This is a genomic window from Planococcus halocryophilus (assembly GCF_022489025.1).
GTDB lineage: Bacteria > Bacillota > Bacilli > Bacillales_A > Planococcaceae > Planococcus > Planococcus halocryophilus_A.
The window spans coordinates 22,212-37,833 of sequence record NZ_JAKVTG010000022.1 but is presented as its reverse complement, the minus strand read 5'-3'; the positions used below and the strand labels follow the sequence as shown (position 1 = coordinate 37,833).

At 40.1% G+C, this 15,622-nt stretch carries 19 protein-coding genes, 1 riboswitch and 1 other annotated feature (1 of these 21 running past the window's edge); of the genes, 14 read left to right on the top strand and 5 right to left on the bottom strand.

The annotated features are described in order from the left end of the window. Window positions 1-33 precede the first annotated feature (33 nt). On the bottom strand, window positions 34-237 hold the full coding sequence (locus MLE13_RS16930) for a hypothetical protein (RefSeq protein WP_240750966.1): 204 nt from the start codon (window positions 235-237) through the stop codon (window positions 34-36). Window positions 238-356: 119 nt separating this feature from the next. Here MLE13_RS16930 and MLE13_RS16925 point away from each other — a divergent pair, with 119 nt between their 5' ends. The 5 genes from MLE13_RS16925 (at window position 357) to MLE13_RS16905 (ending at window position 5,883) form a co-directional block, all read left to right on the top strand. Then, entirely contained in the window at window positions 357-1,550 is a 1,194-nt protein-coding gene (locus MLE13_RS16925) for a class I SAM-dependent rRNA methyltransferase (protein WP_240750965.1), read from the top strand. A 146-nt stretch (window positions 1,551-1,696) separates the two neighbouring features. Continuing rightward, window positions 1,697-2,008: a DUF3817 domain-containing protein gene (locus MLE13_RS16920; protein ID WP_240750964.1), complete on the top strand. Its 312-nt coding sequence runs from the start codon at window positions 1,697-1,699 to the stop codon at window positions 2,006-2,008. A gap of 134 nt (window positions 2,009-2,142) precedes the next feature. After that, entirely contained in the window at window positions 2,143-3,876 is a 1,734-nt protein-coding gene (locus MLE13_RS16915) for an ABC transporter ATP-binding protein (protein ID WP_240750963.1), read from the top strand. A gap of 49 nt (window positions 3,877-3,925) precedes the next feature. Next, window positions 3,926-4,681, top strand: coding sequence for a MerR family transcriptional regulator (locus MLE13_RS16910; protein ID WP_240750962.1), 756 nt, complete (start codon window positions 3,926-3,928; stop codon window positions 4,679-4,681). Window positions 4,682-5,043: 362 nt separating this feature from the next. Further along, window positions 5,044-5,883: an endonuclease/exonuclease/phosphatase family protein gene (locus MLE13_RS16905; RefSeq protein WP_240750961.1), complete on the top strand. Its 840-nt coding sequence runs from the start codon at window positions 5,044-5,046 to the stop codon at window positions 5,881-5,883. 22 nt (window positions 5,884-5,905) lie between these two features. Here MLE13_RS16905 and MLE13_RS16900 read toward each other — a convergent pair whose 3' ends face one another. Together MLE13_RS16900 and queF are read right to left on the bottom strand one after the other, a co-directional pair. Continuing rightward, on the bottom strand, window positions 5,906-6,556 hold the full coding sequence (locus MLE13_RS16900; protein WP_240750960.1) for a queuosine precursor transporter: 651 nt from the start codon (window positions 6,554-6,556) through the stop codon (window positions 5,906-5,908). Window positions 6,557-6,568: 12 nt separating this feature from the next. Continuing rightward, the gene (gene queF, locus MLE13_RS16895; protein ID WP_008496278.1) at window positions 6,569-7,063 is read right to left on the bottom strand and encodes a preQ(1) synthase; all 495 of its coding nucleotides are present in this window, start codon (window positions 7,061-7,063) and stop codon (window positions 6,569-6,571) included. A 98-nt stretch (window positions 7,064-7,161) separates the two neighbouring features. Further along, window positions 7,162-7,209, bottom strand: a riboswitch (PreQ1 riboswitch). 106 nt (window positions 7,210-7,315) lie between these two features. Between queF and MLE13_RS16890 the strand changes: the two genes are divergently transcribed. The 5 genes from MLE13_RS16890 (at window position 7,316) to MLE13_RS16870 (ending at window position 10,806) form a co-directional block, all read left to right on the top strand. Then, the gene (locus tag MLE13_RS16890; RefSeq protein ID WP_240750959.1) at window positions 7,316-8,218 is read left to right on the top strand and encodes a cation diffusion facilitator family transporter; all 903 of its coding nucleotides are present in this window, start codon (window positions 7,316-7,318) and stop codon (window positions 8,216-8,218) included. A gap of 126 nt (window positions 8,219-8,344) precedes the next feature. Beyond that, window positions 8,345-9,280 carry a phosphotransferase family protein gene (locus MLE13_RS16885; protein ID WP_240750958.1) on the top strand — a complete coding sequence of 312 codons (936 nt, stop codon included), beginning with the start codon at window positions 8,345-8,347 and terminating at the stop codon, window positions 9,278-9,280. 95 nt (window positions 9,281-9,375) lie between these two features. Continuing rightward, complete coding sequence (locus tag MLE13_RS16880) at window positions 9,376-9,903, top strand: TraR/DksA C4-type zinc finger protein (RefSeq protein ID WP_240750957.1); 528 nt, start codon at window positions 9,376-9,378, stop codon at window positions 9,901-9,903. Between the two features lie 86 nt (window positions 9,904-9,989). Next, complete coding sequence (locus MLE13_RS16875) at window positions 9,990-10,352, top strand: DUF4440 domain-containing protein (protein WP_240750956.1); 363 nt, start codon at window positions 9,990-9,992, stop codon at window positions 10,350-10,352. A gap of 55 nt (window positions 10,353-10,407) precedes the next feature. Continuing rightward, on the top strand, window positions 10,408-10,806 hold the full coding sequence (locus MLE13_RS16870; RefSeq protein WP_240750955.1) for a thiol-disulfide oxidoreductase DCC family protein: 399 nt from the start codon (window positions 10,408-10,410) through the stop codon (window positions 10,804-10,806). Between the two features lie 59 nt (window positions 10,807-10,865). On the opposite strand, the gene MLE13_RS16865 is transcribed toward MLE13_RS16870, so the two are convergent. Continuing rightward, window positions 10,866-12,053, bottom strand: a complete 1,188-nt coding sequence (locus MLE13_RS16865) for a DUF3238 domain-containing protein (protein ID WP_240750953.1) — start codon at window positions 12,051-12,053, stop codon at window positions 10,866-10,868. 143 nt (window positions 12,054-12,196) lie between these two features. Between MLE13_RS16865 and MLE13_RS16860 the strand changes: the two genes are divergently transcribed. Next, window positions 12,197-13,066 (top strand): STAS domain-containing protein, encoded by an 870-nt coding sequence (locus tag MLE13_RS16860; RefSeq protein ID WP_240750951.1) that lies wholly within the window; start codon window positions 12,197-12,199, stop codon window positions 13,064-13,066. Between the two features lie 48 nt (window positions 13,067-13,114). Here the strand turns inward: MLE13_RS16860 and MLE13_RS16855 are convergent, their stop codons facing one another. Further along, window positions 13,115-13,615, bottom strand: a complete 501-nt coding sequence (locus MLE13_RS16855; RefSeq protein ID WP_240750949.1) for a metallophosphoesterase family protein — start codon at window positions 13,613-13,615, stop codon at window positions 13,115-13,117. Window positions 13,616-13,912: 297 nt separating this feature from the next. Here MLE13_RS16855 and MLE13_RS16850 point away from each other — a divergent pair, with 297 nt between their 5' ends. The 3 genes from MLE13_RS16850 (at window position 13,913) to MLE13_RS16840 (ending at window position 15,426) form a co-directional block, all read left to right on the top strand. Beyond that, a complete protein-coding gene (locus tag MLE13_RS16850) occupies window positions 13,913-14,536 on the top strand; it encodes a cell wall hydrolase (protein ID WP_240750947.1) in 624 nt (207 codons plus the stop codon). A gap of 103 nt (window positions 14,537-14,639) precedes the next feature. Continuing rightward, on the top strand, window positions 14,640-14,987 hold the full coding sequence (locus MLE13_RS16845) for an ASCH domain-containing protein (protein WP_240750945.1): 348 nt from the start codon (window positions 14,640-14,642) through the stop codon (window positions 14,985-14,987). 7 nt (window positions 14,988-14,994) lie between these two features. Next, window positions 14,995-15,426 (top strand): hypothetical protein, encoded by a 432-nt coding sequence (locus MLE13_RS16840; RefSeq protein WP_240750944.1) that lies wholly within the window; start codon window positions 14,995-14,997, stop codon window positions 15,424-15,426. Window positions 15,427-15,613: 187 nt separating this feature from the next. After that, window positions 15,614-15,622: a binding site (T-box leader), on the top strand (it continues 202 nt past the right edge of the window).

The window sequence follows — 15,622 nt, the reverse complement described above, 5'->3', positions numbered from 1 at the left end:
ATCTATGCAAAACGCTTTTTTAGTAGAACTTATTTATGAATCTTCAATTTTGAGCAAGTCAGCTTTAACGATGTGAAAAATACTTAAAACAATGGTCTTTCCTTGTGCATCCTCTACAGGGAATAAGCTTACCGCTATCCCGGAAAAATGATTTTCTAGAGGACCTTCAATGCGAATATTCTCCAAGTATTCCCCAGTGGTCAATCGAATATTGTAAATATAGAATTTCTTCTTCATGACAAATTCCTCCTAAGAATCGTGTTAGGAAATTCACATGACGAGGGTGGGCATAAGGTCAGCTATCGTATACACTAATTATAAAACAAAACGATGTTTTACAGATAGGATGAGAGACGATGAAATCGGAAATTTCTATTAAAATAAATGATAAAGTTAAAGCAGATTACGCGAAAGGCTATCCGTTAATTACGAAAGAAGCTTTGGAAAACCCAGACATGTTAACTACGGAAGGTAGCATTCTAAAGTTAGTTGATAAGCAAGGTCGTTTTTTAGCAAAAGGCTATTATGGCCGACAAAACAAAGGGTATGGTTGGGTATTAACGAATAATGAAAGTGAAACGATTGATCAGCTCTTTTTTGAACAAAAGCTAGCAACTGCGGTTTCTCGTCGTCAAGCCTTTTTTAGCAATCCAGAAACAACAGCTTTCCGTGTTTTTAATGGGGAAGGTGATGGGTTTGGTGGATTAATCGTTGATTATTACGATGGTTTTTATTTGCTGAGTTGGTATAGCGAAGGCGTTTATACGTTTAAAGACCAAGTGATTGCTGCGCTTCAAAACGTTACTGAATGCAAAGGCATTTACCAGAAAAAACGTTTTGATACAAAAGGTCAATATATCGAAGAAGATGATTTTGTTGCCGGTGAACGCGGCGAATTTCCATTAGTGGTTAAAGAAAATGGAGTAAACTTTGCTGTTTACTTAAATGACGGGGCAATGACGGGCATCTTTTTAGATCAGCGCGATGTGCGAAATACCATTAAACAAAAGTACGCTAAAGGAAAAACTGTCCTCAATACGTTTTCTTACACAGGTGCTTTTTCAGTAGCTGCCGCACTGGGTGGCGCGACGAAAACGACGAGTGTTGATTTGGCGAAAAGAAGTTCGAGCAAGACAATTGAGCAATTTAGCGTCAATGGCATCGATTTCGAGAGCCAAGACATTTTGGTTATGGATGTCTTTAATTATTTTAAGTATGCTAAACGAAAAGAATTGAAATTCGATTTAGTTGTTTTGGATCCTCCAAGCTTTGCACGTTCGAAAAAGTACACGTTCAGCACATCAAAGGATTACACAAACTTAATGAAAGAAGCGATTGCCATTACTGAAAAAAATGGCGTCATTGTCGCTTCAACAAACAGTGCTTCTTTCGGCATGAAAAAATTCAAAGGGTTTATTGATAAAGCTTTTAAAGAAATTGGCGGGAAATACAGCATTGTTGAAGAGTTTACATTGCCAAGTGATTTCCGTGTGCAAAAAGAATTTAAAGAAGGCGATTATTTGAAAGTGCTTTTTGTGAAATTGGGCTAATCCCAAATAGAAATGGCGAAGTAAAAACGAATAGTTTGTGACGAAATGTCGTGTGTACGTATAAAAATAACCGAGTTGCCTAACCAATCTCTGTACAGTATCCTTTATGACTTCTATAATTGATAGCAGATTGAGAGGGATCGTTGATGTTTAAAAATGCGTTACGTACGTTTCGTTTTATGGGACTTCTTGAAGGAAGTTCGTTGTTAATCTTACTTTTTATCGCAATGCCGTTAAAATACTTTTTTGACTTTCCAGAAGCGGTTACTATGATTGGACCGATTCACGGAGCTTTGTTTAGTCTGTATATTTTACTTACGATTTATATGACATTTGTCTTTAAATGGCCGTTTCGTTTTTCTGTAGGAGCTGTGATTTCTGCGTTCTTGCCATTCGGGAACTTCATTTTAGATAAACGTCTCGAACAATGGCAACAATTAAACACTTCTGCTGCATGATCCAAACACTTGTGGAATTTTCCGCAAGTGTTTTATTTTATGGAAACATAAAGAGCTCATCTATAATGAAGTTATTATAATGGACGAATCTTTAGTGAAAAATGTATAGAAATAGCAGAACAGGAGTTTTTAACATGAAAAATAAAGAAGTTGGTTTGAAGCCGTTTTTGTCCTTATTATTAACGTTGAAGATTCCGAAGCTGGCACTTGCTATTGGGTTGATCGCCAGTTTGATCACAACACTAGTTGGCTTAGTCGTTCCATTGCTGACAAAAAACCTAGTTGATGGTTTTTCGTTAGAGTCATTGAGTGTGCCGTTAATGGCAGGAATTGCTGTCGCTTTTATTGTGCAAGCTGTGATTAATGGGGTTTCGATTTACTTGCTCAGCATGGTAGGTCAGCGAGTCGTCGCAGGATTGAGAGAACGGATGTGGGCAAAGTTAATCCGACTACGTGTAGGATACTTTGATCAACATTCGAGCGGAGAAACGGTAAGTCGCGTTGTAAATGACACCGGAATTGTACGGAATTTAATCACCGATCATTTTCCGTCGTTTATTACTGGGATCATCTCGATTATTGGTGCAGTCATCATTTTAGTTGTTTTGGATTGGAAGATGACACTCGTCATGATGATATCGGTGCCATTAACGATTGCCGTCATGTTCCCATTAGGGCGCAAAATGTCAAAGATTTCTCGGAATTTGCAAGACGAGACGGCTCATTTTACAGGACATGTTCAACAAACTTTAGGTGAAATTCGGTTAATGAAATCTTCGACAGCAGAAGATACGGAAGAAACTAGAGGCGTAGAAGGCATTGATAAATTATTTAAACTAGGCATGAAAGAAGCAAAAATTTATGCGTTGATCGCACCACTCATGTATTTGGTCGTTATGGTGGTTATCGTGTCGATTATCGGCTATGGCGGAATTCGTGTGGCGAATGGCGAAATGTCGACGGGATCACTCGTTGCTTTTTTGTTGTATTTATTCCAAATCATCGTCCCCATGGCGACGTTTGCTCGCTTTTTTACTGAGCTTCAAAAAGCCAAAGGAGCGACAGAACGCATTATTGGTATTTTAGAATTGCCACTTGAAGAACCGGCGAAACAAGCGGAAATCGATATTGCTAGCAAAGCCTTGAGTATAGAAAATTTGAGTTTTTCGTATGATCAGGGAGAGCCTGTTTTACAAGACGTGTCATTTAAAGCGCAACCTGGTGAAATGATTGCTTTTGCAGGGCCAAGCGGAGGCGGAAAAACGACCGTTTTTGGTTTACTTGAACGGTTTTACGAACCATCTTCAGGGGAGATTTTAATCGGGGACATTCCGATCCGGGACATATCCATCTCTTCATGGCGAGATCAAATTGGCTATGTGTCACAAGAAAGTGCCATGATGGACGGGACAATTCAGGAAAACTTAACGTATGGGTTGCCAAACGCTGAGGCGATTCAAACAGAAGAGTTATGGCGTGTTACACGCATGGCATATGCCGAAGAGTTTATTCGTGAATTTCCAGACGGGCTAGAAACAGAAGTTGGAGAACGTGGCGTCAAATTGTCGGGTGGACAACGTCAGCGAATTGCCATTGCGCGCGCCTTTTTACGAGATCCAAAAATCTTGATGATGGACGAAGCTACTGCGAGTTTGGATAGTCAGTCAGAAGGCATCGTTCAGCAAGCATTAAGTCGCTTAATGGAAGGGCGCACCACTTTGGTTATCGCGCATCGTTTATCGACGATTGTCGATGCTGACAAAATTGTCTTTATAGAAAAAGGACGCGTGACCGGAGTCGGGACGCATCAAGAACTGATTGCAACGCATTCCCTTTACCGAGACTTTGCTGCGCAGCAATTAACTTGACCTTGACGTAACGTTAAGGTATAAGCTGAGTTTATCAGGAGGTGACGAAATGGAATACACCGTACAGAAACTTGCGAATTTGTCTGGAATTAGTACGAGAACTTTGCGTTATTACGATGAGCTTGATTTGTTAAAGCCAGCACGTAAAACTTCGTCTGGCTACCGAATTTACGGTCAGTCGGAAGTCGATAAGCTGCAGCAAATTTTGTTTTACCGTGAACTCGGACTTGGACTCGAACAGATCAAAAACATCGTCAATGATCCCGAATTCAATGGTTCGCAAGCTTTAGCAGAACACCGAGAAAAACTTCTCGCTAAGCGCGTGCAACTAGACCTCTTGATTAGCAATGTGGAAAAAACTATTTCCGCAAAAGAAGGAGCGAGCATGATGGCAGATATAGAGAAATTCCAAGGTTTTAAGCAAAAGCTAGTGGACGACAACGAAAAGCGGTATGGCAATGAAACCCGTAACAAGTACGGCGGCGAGGTAGTTGGTCAGTCCAACGCGAAACTGTTGAAGCTCAGTGAAGAAGACTATCAGGAGTTTATGAAGCTCGAGCAACAAATTTTAAGTGATTTGGTTGAAGCGATGAAAACAGTCGACCCAACGAGTGAGGCGGCACAGCAAATAGTTGATTTGCACCGTCAGTGGTTGAGTTATACATGGCCGACATATAGTAAAGAAGCACACCGGGGGCTTGCGGAAATGTATGTAGCAGACGAGCGATTTGCTGCGTATTATGACAAAGTTCAACCGGGCGCATCGCAATTTTTGCGAGATGCGATTGTAACGTATACGTTGTAGTTTATTGATAGGCAGGCAGTCCGATGCTTCGGGCTGCCTTTTTTTGTGCGGCGGTTTCCGCTGTGCGCGCGTAAACTTTCTGGAACGCGCGTAAATCTTTTTTACCGCGCATAAGTTCGGCGTGTCGTGCGTATTTTTCGTCAAGCGCGCATAAGTTTTACGGAACGCGCATAAATTTCCGCCACCGCGCGTAAGGCTCGAAATGCCGCACACACCGACTCAGCGCGGCTTCCATTTCCCCTGTTTACAAACCTTTAACAATTGTTTACACGCGTGTCACAGCATCTTCATAAACGCTTGTTATACTAAAACCAATTAAGCAGCTGCCAACGATTCGTTTTAGTCGAAAAGGAGAGGTTTGCATGAACGGGAAGAATAAGAAGTCGCCAATTGTAAAAGTCATGTCGTTTAATATTGCTCACGGATTAGGGATGGACGGGATCGTCGATTTAGAGAAAACAGCGCAAGTGATTGAAGATTCGTGTGCGACCATCATTGCTTTGCAAGAAGTCGATCGTCATTTTTCAGCCCGCAGTTCGTTTGTTGACCAAGTAGGCTGGTTGAGTGAAAGACTGGGGATGTATGCAGCTTACGGAGCCAACATGGATGTTGCGCCTCTAGATTCTGAACGCCCGAATCAGCAATACGGCAACGTGATTTTAAGCAAATACCCAATCAAATACAGCGAAAATCATTTATTAACACAAGTGTATTGTCCTTTTGGCAATAATGAACAACGAGGCATATTGGAAACCGTCATCGAAGTGGATGGCAATTATGTAAGTGTCTTTAATACGCATTTGGCACTCAAAGACGAAGAGTTAGAAGTGAGTGTCGATGAAATTTTAGCCATTACAGAAAAAAGTCATTTCCCGCGAATCATTGCAGGTGACTTTAATGCTCCTGCTTCAAATGTACATGTACAAAAGCTTACGAGGCATTTTCGGGATGCTTTTCTGAAAATGAAGAGAGGCGATGCTTATACGTACCCTGCTCCTTACGCAAACAAAGAAACAGGTGAGATTTTCCGACCGGCTACACGTATTGATTATATATTTGCAGATCATTATTTAGACGTCGTACAAGCGGCAGTCATCGAAACTGCGGTTTCCGATCATTTACCGATAGCGGTAGATATGATCTTATCTAATGTTAAAGTGAGCGATCAAGTATACGCACGTAAAGCACGAGTAACCGTATGAATAACTAAAAAAACCGGAAGCTCTACAGGAGAGCTTCCGGTTTTTGGTATCCATAAATTTGTGGGTCTGCTTGTTGGCGTCTGCATAACTTTACGAGTAAATAAACAACAGGGGTATCGGCTACTGCGACCATCCATTTAAAGATGTATTGCGTTAAAATCATGCCTAATAATACACTTGTTGGCATCATGCCGTAAAAAGCGATAGTGATAAAGAGGCTCGTATCCACCAATTGGCTTGCCATTGTCGAAGCGTTATTACGCAACCATAACCGAGAATTGCCGTGTTTATTTTTCAGCTTATGAAAAATAGACACATCAAGGTTTTGGCTAATGAAATAAGAAACGAGACTAGCTAAAGTTACTCGAAAGCCTGCAGAAAAGATGGTTTCAAAGGATTCTTGATTTGCGAAAAAGGGTGCAGAAGGCAAATGAATCGCAAAGAAAATAAAAGCCAACGCGCAAAGTTGTGTGATAAATCCAGCCGTAACGGTTTGCCGTGCGGCTTTTTTGCCATACACTTCTGCGATGGTATCGGTAATCGGAAATGTGAAGACATAAACGATTACAGCGGCCGGTAGCACCGCCCATTCTCCAATGCTAAATAATTTGACTGCTAAAATATTTGAAAGGATTAAGAGACCGACAAATGCGCCGTTTAAGTAAAGTAACATTTGCAGACTCCTTTATCGATTAGTAATCGTTTCAGGATTTAAGTCGTGGTTCATCATCCGGTACGATGCCATTTCTTCGTATTTTGTTCCAGGTTTGCCATAGTTCGTGTAAGGGTCAATTGAAAGACCACCGCGTGGTGTGAATTTCCCCCATACTTCGATATAACGAGGATCCATCAATTTGATCAAATCATTCATGATGATATTGACAACATCTTCATGGAAATCACCGTGGTTACGGAAGCTGAACAAGTAAAGCTTGAGTGATTTGCTTTCTACTAATGTTTTATCAGGGATAAAGCTTAAGTAGATTGTTGCGAAATCAGGCTGTCCTGTTTGTGGGCAAAGTGAAGTGAATTCAGGGCAATTAAACTTCACGAAATAATCGCGAGTGTGCAGATTGTCAATTGGCTCTAGTATCTCTGGAGCGTATTCAAATTTATACTTCGTGTTTTGATTGCCGAGCAATGATAAATGATCGAGTGTATCTTCGTTTCTTCCTGCCATAATAAACGGCCTCCTTTTAGATGACCGGCTGAGAAGAGGACTATAAAAAACGGACAAAAGAAAAAGCCAAATCGCATGTGGATTTGGCGGAGTTTCGACAATCCATAGTTTTTTATAGAGGGTGAAATGCTATGAACCTCTCCCGTTGCCGGGGTATTTACTTTTTACTAACTTATCTTATAAGACTTACTATTCGTTGTCAATCGGACAAATTTGTTAAAATAACAGCATGAAGATAGAGGAGCGGATAGCATGAGTCATGATCACGATCATTTTGAAACAACGCGAAATAACAATCGAAAAGCACTGACTATTGCACTCACCATAACAGCAGGAATCATGTTGTTAGAGTTTTTTGGTGGACTTTTCACGAACAGCCTTGCTTTGATCGCAGATAGTGGTCATATGCTGTCCGATACGGTATCGCTAGTGCTCAGTTTGTCGGCGATTTGGTTTGCTGGAAAAGCAGTTTCTACAAAAAAAACGTATGGCTATTATCGTTTTGAGATACTAACAGCTTTTATTAACGGGATTACGTTATTTATCATGGCAGGCTTTATTATTTATGAAGCCATCAAGCGTTTATACGAGCCATCGGAAGTTCAAGGAGGCTGGATGCTCGTCATCGCAGCAATTGGTCTTGTCGCCAACTTATTGAGTGCTTGGGTACTGAATCGTGGTGCAGATGTTCATGGCAACTTGAACATGAAAAGTGCTTATATGCACATTATTGGTGATGCGCTCGGTTCAGTCGGAGCGATAGTCGCCGGGTTATTAATCCTGCTATTTGACTGGACAATAGCCGATCCGATTATTTCTGTTGCAGTTGCCCTGTTGATTTTGCGAAGTGCATGGAGCATTCTACAAAATAGTTTACACATTTTGATGGAGGGAACACCGAGAGATCTCGATTTACAAGAAATAACAGCCCGCCTCCTTGAAATTGATGGAGTCGTGGGTGTTCATGATCTGCACGTTTGGACCATCACGTCTGGGTTAGATCAATTTACATGTCATATTGATGTGGCGGAGAAAGTAGACGAACAACAAGTTTTGCAACAAGCATTAAAATTGGTGCATGATATTTGTGACATTGAACATGCCACGATTCAAATTGAAAAACCAGGCACGAACCATTCCTCATTGAAGGTGTAAATTTGTCATAAAGAAGACTTTTATACAAAGAAAAACAGGTGAATTTATGTTCTTTTTGAATTGATGGAACCTGAACTTTTTCATGGTAAACTAAAGCTAAAAGATAGGCGGAAAGGAGCGACAGGAATGGCAGGAAATGATGGGCATGGATTGCAGGAACAATCAGTAGAGTGGGTAAAAGCACAATTTGATGAACCTGTAGAAATTACGAACGTTCAGCCGTTAACAGGTGCAACTTCCTCAACTTTGTTTGAACTAGTTGTTACTAAAAATAGTTCAGAGCGTTCTTATGTACTACGGCTTTTTCATCAAGTAGATTGGCTGGAGAAAGAGCCCGATTTGGCAAAACATGAAGCAGCTAGCCTTCAATACGCAGAACAAATGGGTCTTGCTGTTCCACAGTTAATTGCTTATGACGTAACCGGAGAAGAAAGTGGCATTCCTGCAGTATTGATGTCTAAAATGCCTGGATCTGTCGTTCTTCAACCTTCGAATGATGAAAAATGGTTAGATGAACTAGCTTCAACGTTAGCCAAGCTGCATCAAAACAATGCAGAGGACTTTCCTTATGAATATTTTTCCTATAATGACGTATTCCTACTAGAAAAGCCTACATGGTCTAAAGTTCAAAATGATTGGATGCGTGCTTTTTACATCGTTTCTGGTAGTCGCCCAGCATCTCGAGAATGTTTGATCCACCGCGACTTTCATCCGGCAAATGTGCTTTGGGAAAATCGACAAGTGAGTGCCATCGTCGATTGGGTAAATGCTTGTCGAGGCCCAGCAGGAATTGATGTTGGGCATTGTCGCGTAAACTTGGCTCAAATGTACGGAATTTCTGTCGCCAATGATTTTTTAGCAGCTTACGAGCGTCATGCGGGTAGTGATTTTACTTACGATCCTTATTGGGATCTCGTCTCGCTGACGGATATTTTAGATGGGTCGCCTACTGTGTACCCGGGCTGGAAAGCCTTCGGGATGAAGGGTTTATCTAATGAGTTAGTACGTCACCGATTAGATGATTATTTATTGAGTTTACTGGATCGATTTGATGATTATTAAGCCTCCTTATAAAGCTGTTCAATAGAATTTCAGGTTTGATTTCTCCGATAAAGGCAATATACAACAATAAGTGAGTTTTTTGAGGAGGAAATCAAATGACAGATAGCCAATTAAATCAATTAAAAAAACAATTAGAAGAACAAGCAGCATCATTAGAAGAACGGGTTGAGCAAACAGAAGAGTTTGAGTCAACTGAGCTTTCCCATTATGATAATCATCCAGGTGATAATGCTACCGAGTTATACGACCAAGAACGTGACTTAGCGATGGCGCAGTTTAAAGAAGGCGAACTGGATAAAACAAAAGCAGCGCTGGCCGCAATTGAAGACGGTACTTATGGAACATGTGCTGTGTGCGGTAAGGATATTCCGTTCGAGCGGTTAGAGGCATTGCCAACAGCGCTTACGTGCATTGACCATGCGGATCAAGAGCCTGATTTGGAAAGCCGCCCATCGGAAGAAGATGTTCTGCAAGCTTCTACAAAACAACCCGTTGAAAAAGAAGACGGTGCTATTCGAGATTACGAAGATAGCTTTGAAGATGTAGAAGATTTCGGCTCATCAGATACGCCACAAGATCAGCCAAATGAAGATCCACAGAAATTCTTTAAAGATGAAAACTAATATCAAATCCCCTTCTGCCTTCAGGTTTGGAGGGGATTTGAGTATCATCCGTATTTCCCGGGAAATACGAGTAGAGGAGGATGCGTGTGGGTACGTTAGAAAAAGAGATATACGCCTTAGAATGCAGTCATTTAGAGCCAGATGTGCGGGTCTCTGCCCAAAAGCTTGGTGAAGTGTTAGACGATGAATTTTTTGAATTTGGTAGCTCGGGAGGCCTTATCAAACGGTCAAATTACAATGGGGATCATCCTTTAAATCCAGATCCGATGGAAATTAAGTTTTTCACTATGCATGAATTAGGGCCAGCCGCTGTTTTAACGACTTACCAAGTACATAATCACAAAACAGAGAGACTGACGAATCGAAGTTCAGTTTGGAAAAAAAGGCATAATGGATGGAAGTTATTTTTCCATCAAGGGACGATTTCAAGTGGAGAGGTGTTTGAATAAGCCCTTAACAGGCTATTCACATAAAAGAACGATTATTGGCGAAGGAGGAAACGATATGGAACATGCCATTGTATTATTTGATGGAGATTGTAATTTTTGCGATTCGAGCGTTCAATTTATCATAAATCATGATCCGGCGGGTTATTATCAATTTGCTTCACTGCAAAGTGAAATTGGGCAAGAACTCTCTAAAAAGCACAGCGTGCCGGATGATGTTGACAGTTTAGTGTTGATAAAAGACGGTCAAGCTTATGTGAAATCTGAAGGTGCTTTAATGATATCAAATCATTTAACGGGACTTTGGAAATTAGCGCATTACTTGAAGCCTTTTCCTCGTGCACTACGAGATGGGGCATATGATGTGATCGCCAAAAATCGTTATAAAGTGTTTGGTAAACTAGATAGCTGCATGCTGCCACCGCCTCACATTCGTAAACGATTTTTAGATAAGTAAATGCAAAAGCCCGAATCTGGAAGTTCTCCAGCTCGGGCTTTTTTAAACTTCTGTGAAAATCAACAGAAGTTAGATAGCCGCCAATACTTATTAGCGGTTGGTCCTGCCATATAACTTAGTCCTTCACTTTCTGATTGATGAATTTCCGTCCATTGGCGATCTTCACTATACTTTAAATAAACTTCGTGGTTTGGTGATTGATCGTGTGCGCCTAGAATTGTGTAGGTGCCATCGCGGTAAAAATCAGCCGAAAGATTATAATCGATATTCGGTGAAGTAGTGAGTGGATTTCCTACACAATGTGTTAAAGCAATGGATATTTTCTGATGTGACTCATCTGTCTTTGTTAAGTCAATTTTTTCAGCTGAAGCGACATCTGCTTTGCTGAATTTCTTCCGCCAATTGTACCCAATTGTTGGTCCAACGTTCTTATCCCAAGATAATGGCGGCTCGCTTTCATTAAATGACACAGTAAAATTGACATGTGTTCGGTACTCGAGTGAATCAGGGCTAAACGATCGATTATCTCCTTTAAAATAATGGAAAGGGGAAAGGAGATTTGGATTTTTTAACAAAGTCTCTGGTAAAAAGGTGTTATAGCGGAAATGCCACACAGGTTGAACTGTTGTATTAGGTTGATCCGATAAAAGCGAATGTAAAGGAGCAATTATTTGGGTCAGCCAAAAATCTTCCATTGCAGCGTTTTCTTGAGAAGAGTTTTGCTGCAATGCACCAAACATTTTGTGTAACGAAAACTTTTTTTCGTTAACTCTTTTGCCTGCTCGTGAGACGGGACGTTTGCCACGAATCCGATACGTGTATTGTTGGTCACTTAAAACCTTATCATCGGTATACTGATTTTTTTCAACAGATTCGATAAACTGACCATTGCGATAAATATCGAATGTGGAAATGCCATCAATTTTACCCCACGCTAAAGAAATGCGACCTTTAGAAACGATAGTAGTTAATACGATTTCTGCAAGACGGTTACCCTTATCGACTTTCCTGTTTTCGGTCCCAGTCTGGAATTTGATTTTGTCTATCCAGTTTCCTGCTGCATCTAAGCGTTCGATTGTGTAGGTATATAGCTGCCCAACGGGTAACCCGTCATCTTTAAAGTAATTTTGAGTACCTGTATACACGACTTGTGTTCCGCGCTTTACTCGGCACACAGCTTCTGTAGTTGTCCATCTAAAATAAATTAAAGTATCAGATTGCTCTAATACAAGAATATCAATTGTCATTTCTCCACCTCCGCATGCTATTGTTAGGCATATACCCTTTTTAAAACGCGGATGAACCCTTTCCCGAAGTTTGTATAGAATAAAAAAATTCACTGTATAATAAATATATGAAAGTAAGGTCAGATAAATGTGGAGGAATTTCAATGCACAATACTAAATCGGTTAAGAATTTTGGTGATTTTGATGAAGCGGCGGCATATATTTTGCAGTTGTTAAGCAAACAAATCGGCATCAATTCTTTGTTTATTGCTAAAAATGATGGACAGATAAATAATATCCTTAAAGTACATAATACTAACAAGACACTTGTAGAAGAAGGTAGTTCGATGCCTCTTATTCAGTCGTATTGCAGTTTGAGTATCAATCATGGTGCAGCGCCATTAATTATAGACGATGTTTCAAAAAACGAATTAACCCGCACTATGGAAATCACTAAAAATTACGGACAAGGTACATTTGTTGGTGTTCCGGTTTACTACAGCGATAATACAGTTTACGGAACGATTTGCGGGTTGGATGATCAATTCCACAAACTTTCCGAGGAAGATCTTTACACTTTTGAAATGATGTCGACATTATTGACCTATGTGTTGGAACTTGAAAAAGCCAATCAACAAATCCAAACATTGACTGCGCCGATTGTACCGATAACCAAAGGTGTAGCAATCGTGCCCGTGATTGGTGAAATTACAGCTCCTCGAGCAGAAGTTATTATTAAACACGTACTTGAAAAATGTAGTAATGAGCATATGGACTATTTAATTATCGATGTTTCTGGAGTAGTGCAAATCAACACTGTCGTTGGGGAATACTTGCTAAAGCTTGTGGGAATTTTAAAAATAATAGGCGTGACGCCAGTCATTACAGGTATTCAACCTTTTATGGCATTAAAGGTTCCACATTTTGCGGCTGCTTTAAAAGATATATTGATTGAAGCAAACCTCGAAGCAGCCTTAAAAAAACTTGGATTTGTACTCATAAAAGAATGCAAAGAAAAACCAGACTTTCGTTGAGAAAGTCTGGTTTTATATTTTGTTGAAAGGTTGTTTATGTTTATTCTACTAGCTTTCTTTATCAAAAAAGACATGTTTGAGTTCCCAAGAATCGCCGATTTCCAACAAGCCAAACGAAAATTGTGATTGGCGTCGTTTATCAGTAGGCGAGCCTGGGTTGAATAATGTTACGCCATCGACTTCTCGCATTACAGGGATATGAGAATGTCCAAAGACAATAATGTCAACATCGTCGTTAACAAATGTATCAAATGCTTGTTGTTCAGTAGGCTTTCGGTCACTATCTCCGTGAACGACGCCGATTTTTAATTGGCCAAATGTGAAAATCTTTTTGCGTCCAAATTTTTCTAAAATATCCCATGGATCAACATTACCGGTGACTCCATCAATTTCAGCGTATGCAACCAGTTCGTGATAAACGTCCAGTGTTTGCCAATCTCCCGCATGGATAATAAAATCTGCTTTTTCGCATGCTTCAACTAATTGTTTCGGCAGTTTTTTGGCGCGGAATGGAATATGGGTATCTGAAACAATAACTATGTTCTTCATCTAAACGCCTCCAGTCAGTTTCTTTCACTTTACCAAATAAATACCTCAAGGTCGAAATCTAGCTCTAGTTTCTCGATATTAGTTTTTGGAAAAGATTCAACTCTCATTTTTATGAGTGAAAAGACCTGTTATTCAGAAAGATAAAAACCGTATTTTTTGCAAAATATCAATAAAGTATTGATATTTGCTATTTTTCTACAAGATTAAAGTAGTTATGATGGATTGAATTCATATAATTCCAATTATATACTGTTAATGAGAATGTTTGTTTATTACTGGAAAAGAAGGGGAGAGAGTATGAAAAAATTAAAAGTATTGGTATTTGCTTTATTTACAATGTTGTTTCTAGGGTTTTCTCAAACCACTGCTGAAGCACATGCTCCAAATTTGCATGTAGGGGTGTCTGGAGAAGATGTAAAAGAACTTCAAACTAAATTGAAAAAATTGGGTTACTTCAATACATCAGCTACGGGTTATTATGGGCCTGTAACTAAAAGTGCAGTGATTGAATTCCAGCGTGACTTTAATGTATCAGCTACGGGCTTCACAGGTCCTTTAACACGTGCAAGACTTGCTGAAGTTGATATGATGGCACATGTTGTAAACGGAGAAGCACGAGGAGAAAGTTATACAGGACAAGTAGCAATAGCAGCTGTAATTTTGAACCGTATCGATTCGTCTAAATTCCCAAACAATACATACAATGTCATTTTTCAGCGCAATGCATTTACGGCTGTAAATGATGGCCAATACAATTACCAGCCAAATGCTTCGGCATATCAAGCTGTAAAGGCTGCTGTTAAAGGATCAGATCCTTCTTTAGGAGCAACTTATTATTATAATCCAAGAGGCGTTACAGATACTTGGATTTTCTCACGTACTACGATTACCAAAATCGGCAAACATGTATTTGCAAAATAAATAAAAGAATCGCTCTGTCTAAACAGGGCGATTTTTTTATGGGGTGAATTAGCCTGTAGAAAAGGCTATACTGAATTAGGAACTAACGAGAGGTGGAACAAAAATGACTGAAAAAAATGCGCAGCAATTGCCGCCAAAAACATGTAGCATTGAAAGACTTGTAACGAATAAACAAGATGTAGAAAAAGTGTTGCTCGGCAAGAAAATAGCAACACGTCGAAATGGTCGCTATGCAGACGTTGGAGAAATTATGGTACTTGAAGATAAAAAATTCTTAGTAGACCGTGTATACCAACAAACACTTGGGGAGTTAACGGATGAAATCGTAACAGGAGAAGGGTATGCGACTGTTGAGGAATACAAACAAGCGATATTGTCTACTCATGCGGGTATGCCTTGGTTGCCACAGATGACTGTCTGGGTTCACGAATTTCATTTAACGGAAGAGTAATCACGAGATGTACACACTCATTTTGTTTGCTCATATCTTAAGTGCGGTTTTATCGGTTGGACCGTTCTTTGTGCTCCTTCCTTTAGTTAAGCGAATGGAGACTGCCTCCGGCGATGTTCTTCTGTCACATATTATTACGTTTAAATCGGCAACTCGCCTGGTTAAACATGCCGGGCATGTATTAGTGACAACGGGTGTTTTGTTGATTTGGCAAGGCCCATGGGGATGGGGAACTTCGTGGATACTAGGCACTATAGGAGTTATGGTAGCTTCTGTGTTTTTCTTAGCACGTGCATTTACACCAACTCTCCGTAAGTTTAATGATGAGAAATTTAATCATTTAACATTGGTTAAAAAGTTAAATCGCTCTTTATGGATTTATATCTTTTTATTAGTACTGATGATGTGGTTTATGGTAGATAAGCCAATGTTATGGTGATGAAACGGGACGACTCTATGGGGGCGTCCTTTTTTGCGTTTGTAGACGGAATTGTCTATTATTAACTAGCTTACAGTTGACAAAACTGCTTGGATTTAATAAGATGAGCACAACCTTTTTGTACGGATTGCGGTAGAAGGTGTCGGGAGCGACATCGCCGAATTCTAGTTGAGAAGAGTATAGTAGAGCTAAATCG

What these genes read in the sequence shown, in the direction of transcription:
- MLE13_RS16865 (WP_240750953.1), bottom strand. Translation starts at nt 12,053, where the DNA reads ATGACAATTGATATTCTTGTATTAGAGCAATCTGATACTTTAATTTAT.
- MLE13_RS16925 (WP_240750965.1), top strand. Translation starts at nt 357, where the DNA reads ATGAAATCGGAAATTTCTATTAAAATAAATGATAAAGTTAAAGCAGAT.
- MLE13_RS16880 (WP_240750957.1), top strand. Translation starts at nt 9,376, where the DNA reads ATGACAGATAGCCAATTAAATCAATTAAAAAAACAATTAGAAGAACAA.
- MLE13_RS16860 (WP_240750951.1), top strand. Translation starts at nt 12,197, where the DNA reads ATGCACAATACTAAATCGGTTAAGAATTTTGGTGATTTTGATGAAGCG.
- MLE13_RS16885 (WP_240750958.1), top strand. Translation starts at nt 8,345, where the DNA reads ATGGCAGGAAATGATGGGCATGGATTGCAGGAACAATCAGTAGAGTGG.
- MLE13_RS16900 (WP_240750960.1), bottom strand. Translation starts at nt 6,556, where the DNA reads ATGTTACTTTACTTAAACGGCGCATTTGTCGGTCTCTTAATCCTTTCA.
- MLE13_RS16930 (WP_240750966.1), bottom strand. Translation starts at nt 237, where the DNA reads ATGAAGAAGAAATTCTATATTTACAATATTCGATTGACCACTGGGGAA.
- MLE13_RS16870 (WP_240750955.1), top strand. Translation starts at nt 10,408, where the DNA reads ATGGAACATGCCATTGTATTATTTGATGGAGATTGTAATTTTTGCGAT.
- MLE13_RS16920 (WP_240750964.1), top strand. Translation starts at nt 1,697, where the DNA reads ATGTTTAAAAATGCGTTACGTACGTTTCGTTTTATGGGACTTCTTGAA.
- MLE13_RS16910 (WP_240750962.1), top strand. Translation starts at nt 3,926, where the DNA reads ATGGAATACACCGTACAGAAACTTGCGAATTTGTCTGGAATTAGTACG.
- MLE13_RS16915 (WP_240750963.1), top strand. Translation starts at nt 2,143, where the DNA reads ATGAAAAATAAAGAAGTTGGTTTGAAGCCGTTTTTGTCCTTATTATTA.
- MLE13_RS16840 (WP_240750944.1), top strand. Translation starts at nt 14,995, where the DNA reads ATGTACACACTCATTTTGTTTGCTCATATCTTAAGTGCGGTTTTATCG.
- MLE13_RS16845 (WP_240750945.1), top strand. Translation starts at nt 14,640, where the DNA reads ATGACTGAAAAAAATGCGCAGCAATTGCCGCCAAAAACATGTAGCATT.
- MLE13_RS16855 (WP_240750949.1), bottom strand. Translation starts at nt 13,615, where the DNA reads ATGAAGAACATAGTTATTGTTTCAGATACCCATATTCCATTCCGCGCC.
- MLE13_RS16850 (WP_240750947.1), top strand. Translation starts at nt 13,913, where the DNA reads ATGAAAAAATTAAAAGTATTGGTATTTGCTTTATTTACAATGTTGTTT.
- MLE13_RS16890 (WP_240750959.1), top strand. Translation starts at nt 7,316, where the DNA reads ATGAGTCATGATCACGATCATTTTGAAACAACGCGAAATAACAATCGA.
- MLE13_RS16905 (WP_240750961.1), top strand. Translation starts at nt 5,044, where the DNA reads ATGAACGGGAAGAATAAGAAGTCGCCAATTGTAAAAGTCATGTCGTTT.
- queF (WP_008496278.1), bottom strand. Translation starts at nt 7,063, where the DNA reads ATGGCAGGAAGAAACGAAGATACACTCGATCATTTATCATTGCTCGGC.